This window comes from Gammaproteobacteria bacterium (assembly GCA_019911805.1).
Taxonomy (GTDB): domain Bacteria; phylum Pseudomonadota; class Gammaproteobacteria; order Thiohalobacterales; family Thiohalobacteraceae; genus JAHJQQ01.
In genome coordinates, this window is record JAIOJV010000019.1 from 33,663 (window position 1) to 40,688 (window position 7,026).

At 65.0% G+C, this 7,026-nt stretch carries 5 protein-coding genes and 1 tRNA gene; 5 read left to right on the forward strand and 1 reads right to left on the reverse strand.

The features are described 5' to 3' along the window. Nucleotides 1–11 precede the first annotated feature (11 nt). Both K8I04_01615 and K8I04_01620 read left to right on the forward strand, forming a co-directional pair. Entirely contained in the window at nucleotides 12–1,193 is a 1,182-nt protein-coding gene (locus K8I04_01615) for an ATP phosphoribosyltransferase regulatory subunit (GenBank protein MBZ0070417.1), read from the forward strand. A gap of 204 nt (nucleotides 1,194–1,397) precedes the next feature. Further along, the gene (locus tag K8I04_01620) at nucleotides 1,398–2,693 is read left to right on the forward strand and encodes an adenylosuccinate synthase (protein MBZ0070418.1); all 1,296 of its coding nucleotides are present in this window, start codon (nucleotides 1,398–1,400) and stop codon (nucleotides 2,691–2,693) included. A gap of 143 nt (nucleotides 2,694–2,836) precedes the next feature. On the opposite strand, the gene K8I04_01625 is transcribed toward K8I04_01620, so the two are convergent. Further along, a tRNA-Leu gene (locus K8I04_01625) sits at nucleotides 2,837–2,921 on the reverse strand. 108 nt (nucleotides 2,922–3,029) lie between these two features. Between K8I04_01625 and rnr the strand changes: the two genes are divergently transcribed. From rnr to rlmB, 3 genes are all read left to right on the forward strand, one after another. Continuing rightward, the gene (gene rnr / locus K8I04_01630; GenBank protein MBZ0070419.1) at nucleotides 3,030–5,378 is read left to right on the forward strand and encodes a ribonuclease R; all 2,349 of its coding nucleotides are present in this window, start codon (nucleotides 3,030–3,032) and stop codon (nucleotides 5,376–5,378) included. Then, nucleotides 5,375–6,091: an OmpA family protein gene (locus tag K8I04_01635; GenBank protein MBZ0070420.1), complete on the forward strand. Its 717-nt coding sequence runs from the start codon at nucleotides 5,375–5,377 to the stop codon at nucleotides 6,089–6,091. Before rnr ends, K8I04_01635 begins: the two co-directional genes overlap by 4 nt. Before the next feature lie 132 nt (nucleotides 6,092–6,223). Next, entirely contained in the window at nucleotides 6,224–6,976 is a 753-nt protein-coding gene (rlmB, locus tag K8I04_01640; protein ID MBZ0070421.1) for a 23S rRNA (guanosine(2251)-2'-O)-methyltransferase RlmB, read from the forward strand. The last annotated feature ends 50 nt before the right edge of the window (nucleotides 6,977–7,026 follow it).

The window sequence follows — 7,026 nt, forward strand, 5'->3', positions numbered from 1 at the left end:
CGGTTGGGATGATGAGCGGGATCGACCACTGGCTGCTGCCGGAAGGCGTCGGTGAGATGCTGCCCGACGAGGCCTGGCGTCTGGAGGCGCTGCGGCGGCGGTTGTTGGACGTCTATCGCACCTGGGGTTACGGCCTGATCATCCCACCGCTGGTCGAGTATCTGACATCGCTGCTGACCGGCGCGGGCCACGATCTGGACCTGCAGACCTTCAAGCTGACCGATCAGTTGAGTGGCCGGCTGCTGGGGGTGCGCGCCGATATGACGCCGCAGGCGGCGCGTATCGACGCCCATGCGCTCAAACGCGATGAGCCGGTGCGCCTGTGCTATCTCGGCAGCGTACTGCATGCGCTGCCGAACGGTTTCGCCGGATCGCGCAGCCCGTTGCAGGTCGGCTGCGAACTGTTCGGTCATGCGGGCATCGAGAGCGATCTGGAGATCCTCAATCTGATGCTGGAGACGCTGACGGTGACTGGCCTGCAGGTGCATCTGGACCTCGGGCACGTCGGCATCTTCCGCGCCCTGGCGCTTGGCGCCGGGCTGACGGCGGAGCAGGAGGCCGATCTCTTCGATGTACTACAGCGCAAGGCGCTGCCGGAGATCGAACCGCTGCTGGTATCCTTCGGTGCCGCGTCGGAATGGCGTGAACGCCTGGCGCGGCTCGCCTCTCTGCATGGCGGGGCCGAAGTGTTGGAACAGGCGCAAACGGTGCTGACCGGTGCCGGCGACGCAGTGGCGGCGGCACTCGACAACCTCGTCGCCATTGCGGCGCGGGTGCAGGCCCGCTGGCCACAGCTCCCCTTGCACTTCGATCTCGCGGAACTGCGCGGGTATGGGTACCACACCGGCGTGGTGTTCGCCGCCTTTACGCCGGGCAGCGGACAGGAGATCGCCCGCGGCGGGCGTTACGACAGCATCGGCGCAGTGTTCGGGCGGGCGCGTCCGGCGACGGGTTTTTCGGCGGACCTGCGCACGCTGATGGCACTGTCGCCGGCGACCGGCGAGGCGCCGCGCGGCGCGGTATTTGCGCCGGCCTCGGACGCCTCCGCCCTGGTCGACGCGATCGCCGAGCTGCGTGCGGCCGGCGAGTGCGTCATCGCCGCGCTGCCCGGTCAGACCGGCGGCGCGCACGCGATGGGCTGCGACCGCGAACTGGTGGAGCAGGGTGGTGCTTGGGTCGTTGTGAATCTTTAACCACGAAGGGCACAAAGGATACGAAGTTGGTGAGCAAGTAAACAGCCGGTTCGTATCGGGCAGTGACAGTCCTGCAGATGTTCTGCTTCGGTAGTATTTGTTTGCTGCGTGTCCTTTGTGTCCTTCGTGGTGAAAACGGAACTGAAATCAGATAATCGCTGCATGTTGTAATGCATGCGCACGAGGATGGGAGTACGCAGGTCGATGGGCAAGAACGTGGTGGTAATCGGTACCCAGTGGGGTGACGAGGGCAAGGGCAAGGTGGTCGATCTGCTCACCGAGCGCGCCACAGCGGTCGTGCGTTTTCAGGGCGGTCACAACGCCGGGCACACGCTGGTGATCGACGGCAGGAAGACGGTGCTGCACCTGATCCCCTCGGGTATCCTGCGCGACAACGTGCAGTGCCTGATCGGCAATGGCGTGGTGTTGTCGCCCGCAGCGCTGTTCGAGGAGATCCGCATGCTGGAAGGTAACGGCGTGCCGGCACGCGAGCGTCTCAAGATCAGCGAGGCCTGTGCCCTGATCCTGCCCCACCATGTCGCGCTCGATCATGCCCGCGAGAAGGCACGCGGCAAGGCCGCCATCGGTACCACCGGTCGCGGTATCGGGCCAGCCTATGAAGACAAGATCTCACGTCGTGGCCTGCGCCTGGGTGATCTGTTCCAGCGTGAGCGGTTTGCCGCCAAGCTCGGTGAGGTGCTGGATTACCACAACTTTGTACTCGTCAATTACTTCAAGTGTGCCCCGGTCGACTTCCAACAGACTCTGGATGAGGCCCTCGGCATGGCCGACGAGCTGCAGGCCATGGTCGGCGACGTCCCGGAAATTCTGGCACAGTGCCGCCGCAACGGTGACAACGTGATGTTCGAGGGTGCGCAGGGTGCGCTGCTCGATATCGATCACGGCACCTATCCATTCGTGACCTCATCGAACACCACCGCCGGCGGTGCCTGCACCGGCAGCGGGGTGGGACCGCGCCATCTCGACTATATTCTGGGCATTACCAAGGCGTACACGACGCGCGTTGGTGCCGGTCCGTTTCCGACCGAGTTGTTCGATGAAATGGGCGATCATCTGGCCAGGCGCGGTCACGAGTTCGGCTCGACCACCGGTCGGCCGCGCCGTTGCGGCTGGTTCGATGCCGTCGCCCTGCGCCGTGCCAACGAACTGAACAGCACCACCGGTCTGTGTATCACCAAACTCGATGTCCTCGACGGCCTGGATACCATCCGCCTGTGCGTAGGCTACCGTTGCGGTGACGAAGACCGCCTGGCCCCGCCCATCGGCACCGAGGCCTTCGCCACCTGCGAACCGATCTATGAGGAGGTACCGGGCTGGCAGGAATCGACCGTGGGCGTGCGCGACTACGAGCGACTACCGGCCAACGCCAAGGCCTATCTGCGGCGTATCGAGGACGTGGTCGGCTGCCCGATCGACATCATCTCGACCGGCCCGGACCGTGTGGACACCATCATCCTGCGGCATCCGTTTGACGGTTGAACGGCAGTGTTCGCCGCGCGGCGCGCAATCCGTTCGACCGGTTGCGCGGGTGTGGGGGATGGCAATCGCCCGGATGCGGCTCCACCGGATCCGGAAACGAAAAAACCCGCATGGCGTTGCGCTGCATGCGGGTTGTTTCAACATGGTGCCGAGGAGAGGACTCGAACCTCCACGGGTCGCCCCACTAGTACCTGAAACTAGCGCGTCTACCAATTCCGCCACCTCGGCAGGTGGGCGGGGCCCCTCGGGCCCGAGAGCCGCGCACTTTACCCGGCGCGGCAGCCCTTGTCAACGCAGGCCGAGGCGACCTTCCGGGTTATCATTTCAAAGAAGATTATGAGCAAAAAACGCCCCCCCAAGAAGCCAACCTGGACAGACCAGGATCCCTATGCGGCCCGTGAGGCCGAGAAGTACGCACGCCCCATTCCCAGCCGGGAGCTCATTATCGAAAAGCTGACCGAGCAGGGCGTGCCGCTGGCGCGTGAACGGCTCGCCGACGCCTTCGGTCTGACCGACGATGAGGACCTTGAGGCGCTGCGCCGCCGCCTGAACGCCATGGAGCGCGACGGCCAGCTGGTACGCAACCGCCGCAAGGATTACTGCCTGGTCGAGAAACTCGACTTGGTGATCGGCCGGGTCATCGGTCATCCTGACGGCTTCGGCTTTCTGGTACCCGACGATGCCAGCGGCGACCTGTTCCTGTCGCCGCGCCAGATGCGCGGGCTGTTCCACGGCGACCGCGCGGTGGCGCGGGTCACGGGCCTGGATCATCGCGGCCGCCGCGAAGGCGCGGTCATCGAGGTGCTGGAGCGCAACACCCACCGTGTGGTCGGGCGCTTCTACTGTGAGAACGACGTGAGCTTCGTCGTCCCCGACAGCAAACGCATCACCCAGAACGTCTCCATTCCCCGTGACTTTCGTGGCGGTGCGCGCCAGGAACAGATCGTCACCGTCGACATCACCGAGCAGCCGACCTTCCGCGCCCCGCCCATCGGGCGTGTCTCCGAGGTACTGGGTGACCACATGGCGCCCGGCATGGAGATCGATATCGCCATCCGCAGCCACGACCTGCCGCTGGCCTGGCCGGCCGCGGTGCAGGACGAGATTGCGACCCTGGATCCCGAGGTGCTGGACGCGCACACGCGCGGCCGCGAGGACCTGCGTGCGATCCCGCTGGTGACCATCGACGGCGCGGATTCGCGCGACTTCGACGATGCCGTGTTCTGTGAGCGCAAGTCCAAGGGCTGGCGGCTGCTGGTCGCCATCGCCGACGTCTCGCATTACGTCGAACACGGTACGGCGCTGGATCGCGAGGCCCAGGCACGCGGGAATTCGGTGTACTTTCCCGAGCGCGTGATCCCGATGCTGCCGGAGATTCTGTCGAACGGCCTGTGCTCACTGAACCCGCAGGTGGACCGTCTGTGCATGGTCTGCGAGATGTACATAAGCGACGATGGGCGTATCACCCGCTCGCGCTTCCTGGAAGGCCTGATGCGTTCGCATGCACGCCTGACCTACGATGAGGTTGCCAAGGTGGTGGTGGAACGTGACCGCGATGAGCGTAAACGCCTCACCGACCTGGTGCCGCACCTCGAGGAACTGCACCGTCTCTACAAGGTACTGCGCAAGGAGCGCAGCCGGCGCGGTGCCATCGATTTCGAGACCACTGAGACCCGTATCGTCTTCGGCCCCGACCGCAAGATCGAGCGTATCATGCCGGTAGAGCGCAACGATGCACATAAGCTCATCGAGGAATGCATGATCGCGGCAAACGTCGCCAGTGCCCGTTTCCTCGCCAAGCACAAGATGCCGACTCTCTACCGCGTGCACGAAGGCCCGAAGCTGGAAAAAATCGAGGCGCTGCGCTCACTGCTCGGTGAACTCGGTCTGAGTCTGCGCGGCGGCGATAAGCCGGAGCCGCAGCACTACGCGGAACTGCTGGCATCCATCCAGAAGCGTCCGGATGCGCATCTCATCCAGACGGTGATGCTGCGTTCACTGTCACAGGCCCGTTATGCACCGGAGAATACCGGGCATTTCGGCCTGGCGCTGCCGCAGTACCTGCATTTCACCTCACCGATCCGCCGCTACCCGGATCTGCTGGCACATCGCGCGATCCGGCATGTGCTGCGTGCCAGTGCCGACAAGGGCTTGCTGAAGCGCACCTTGGGGCGCATGTTCGCCGGCGGGCCCGCGGTGAATTTCCGCTACTCCGTCACTGACATGCAGACGCTTGGTGAGGCCTGCTCGATGACCGAGCGGCGGGCCGATGAGGCCACACGGGACGCCGTCGATTGGCTCAAGTGCGAATTCATGCTGGACCGGGTCGGTGAGGAATTCACCGGTATCATCAGCGGCGTGACCTCGTTCGGTATCTTTGTCGAGCTCGCCGACATCTACGTTGAAGGCCTGGTGCATGTGGCCACATTGAAGAATGATTACTATCATTTCGATCCGGCCGGACACCGCTTGCGCGGCGAACGCACCGGTACCACGTATCGTCTGGCGGACCGCATCACGGTGAAGGTCATGCGGGTGGATCTGGACGAACGCAAGATGGATTTCGAATTGGTGGAGGCATTGGAACAGAAACAAGGTCGTGCGGTCGCAACGCGCAAGCGCAAATCGCGCGGCTCGCGTTCGACCACACGGGTGCGCAAGAAGAAGGGAGGGCAGGCGACATGAAGTATCTCGGTGCAAAACGGGTAATGGTAGTTGCAGTGGCCATCGCGTTGGCGGGGTGTGCGGCCGATGACCCCAACAAGCGCGCCAAGACCGGGGCCGCAGTGGGCGCGGTCGCTGGTGCGATTCTGGGACATCAGTTGGACGGTAAATCGGGGCGTTTCGTGGGCGCGGCGGTGGGTGCGATTGCGGGTGGCGGGGTCGGTCACTACATGGACAATCAGCAGAAGGAGTTCGAGACGGCCCTGGCCGAGGAACAGCGTCGGAATCAGATCGAGATCGAACGCCTCCAGGATGAGACCCTGAAGATCGACATTGCCAACGAGGTGTCCTTCGATTTCGGCAGCGCCGCCATCAAACCAGCCTTTCGTCCGACCTTGGACAAGGTCGCCGAGGTGCTCAAGCGCTACGATCGGTCTGTCGTCCACGTCGTCGGTCACACCGACAGCGTCGGTTCGGATGCCTACAATCAGCGCCTCTCCGAGCAGCGTGCGCAAGCCGTGGTGGACTACCTGGCGGGCACCGCCGGTGTCATGCGTGAACGCCTGCGGGCCGAGGGCCGCGGCGAGACCGAGCCACGCGAGAGCAATGCGACGGAGGCCGGCCGCCAATTGAACCGGCGTGTCGAGCTGTTCGTCAAACCGATCGTCGAAGGTCAGGAGCAGCGCGCCTACGAGTCGCCGCCGCTGCAGACCACACCCGCTTCATGGCGCTGAGGAAGTGCTCTGCGAATGAACGACCGGGGCTGGTCTCTTCCGGTGAACGGGTAGCGGATGGTGTGTCTGCAGCGGTCGGCCTGGTTACCGGGCCATGCAGTGGCGCGTGCGTCGTGGAGATGACCGCCCTCCATGGCTGAAGGCCAGCGTGTCTACGGGCTGCACGCGGTACGCGCACTGCTCCGCCAGGGCGGCCGGGTTCAACGGGCCTGGGTGCAGGAGGGACGGCACGACCCGCGTCTGAGTGCGCTCATCGAGGAGCTGGCGGCACGCGGCATCACGGCGGAGCGGGTAGCGCGCCGTGAACTGGATCGGATGCTGGGCGGCGCCCGCCATCAAGGCGTGGTGCTGGAGGTGCCGGCGGTCGAGGCCGGCGGCGAGCGGCAGCTCGACGACTTTCTGCTCGCGCTAGCGCCGCCGGCCCTCGTGCTGGTGCTGGACGGTGTCACGGACCCTCACAATCTGGGTGCCTGCCTGCGCACCGCCGACGCGGCCGGCGTACAGGCGGTGATCCTACCCAAGGACAGATCCGCCGGGCTGACCCCGGTGGTGCGCAAGGTCGCCTGCGGAGCGGCCGAGCACCTGCCACTGTTCACCGTCACCAATCTCGCCCGCACGCTACGCGCTCTGCAGGCCGCCGGTCTGTGGGTCTACGGTGCCGCGGGGGAGTCCGAGGCATCACTCTATGACATTGATTTCACCGGTTCCGTGGCCCTGGTGATGGGCGCCGAGGGCAGTGGCCTGCGGCACCTGACCCGGGAACATTGTGACGGTCTGGTGCACATCCCCATGGCCGGTTGCGTCGAAAGCCTGAATGTCTCAGTGGCGACCGGGGTGCTGTTGTACGAAGTGGTCCGCCAGCGGCGGGAGAAAGCCAGACCGTAGGTCGGGCGCGGCCTTGCGCACCTGGCCCCGGCCTGCGCCCGTTACACTCC

Coding starts and splice junctions, on each gene's coding strand:
- K8I04_01635 (MBZ0070420.1), top strand. CDS start 5,375: ATGAAGTATCTCGGTGCAAAACGGGTAATGGTAGTTGCAGTGGCCATC.
- K8I04_01620 (MBZ0070418.1), top strand. CDS start 1,398: ATGGGCAAGAACGTGGTGGTAATCGGTACCCAGTGGGGTGACGAGGGC.
- K8I04_01615 (MBZ0070417.1), top strand. CDS start 12: ATGAGCGGGATCGACCACTGGCTGCTGCCGGAAGGCGTCGGTGAGATG.
- rnr (MBZ0070419.1), top strand. CDS start 3,030: ATGAGCAAAAAACGCCCCCCCAAGAAGCCAACCTGGACAGACCAGGAT.
- rlmB (MBZ0070421.1), top strand. CDS start 6,224: ATGGCTGAAGGCCAGCGTGTCTACGGGCTGCACGCGGTACGCGCACTG.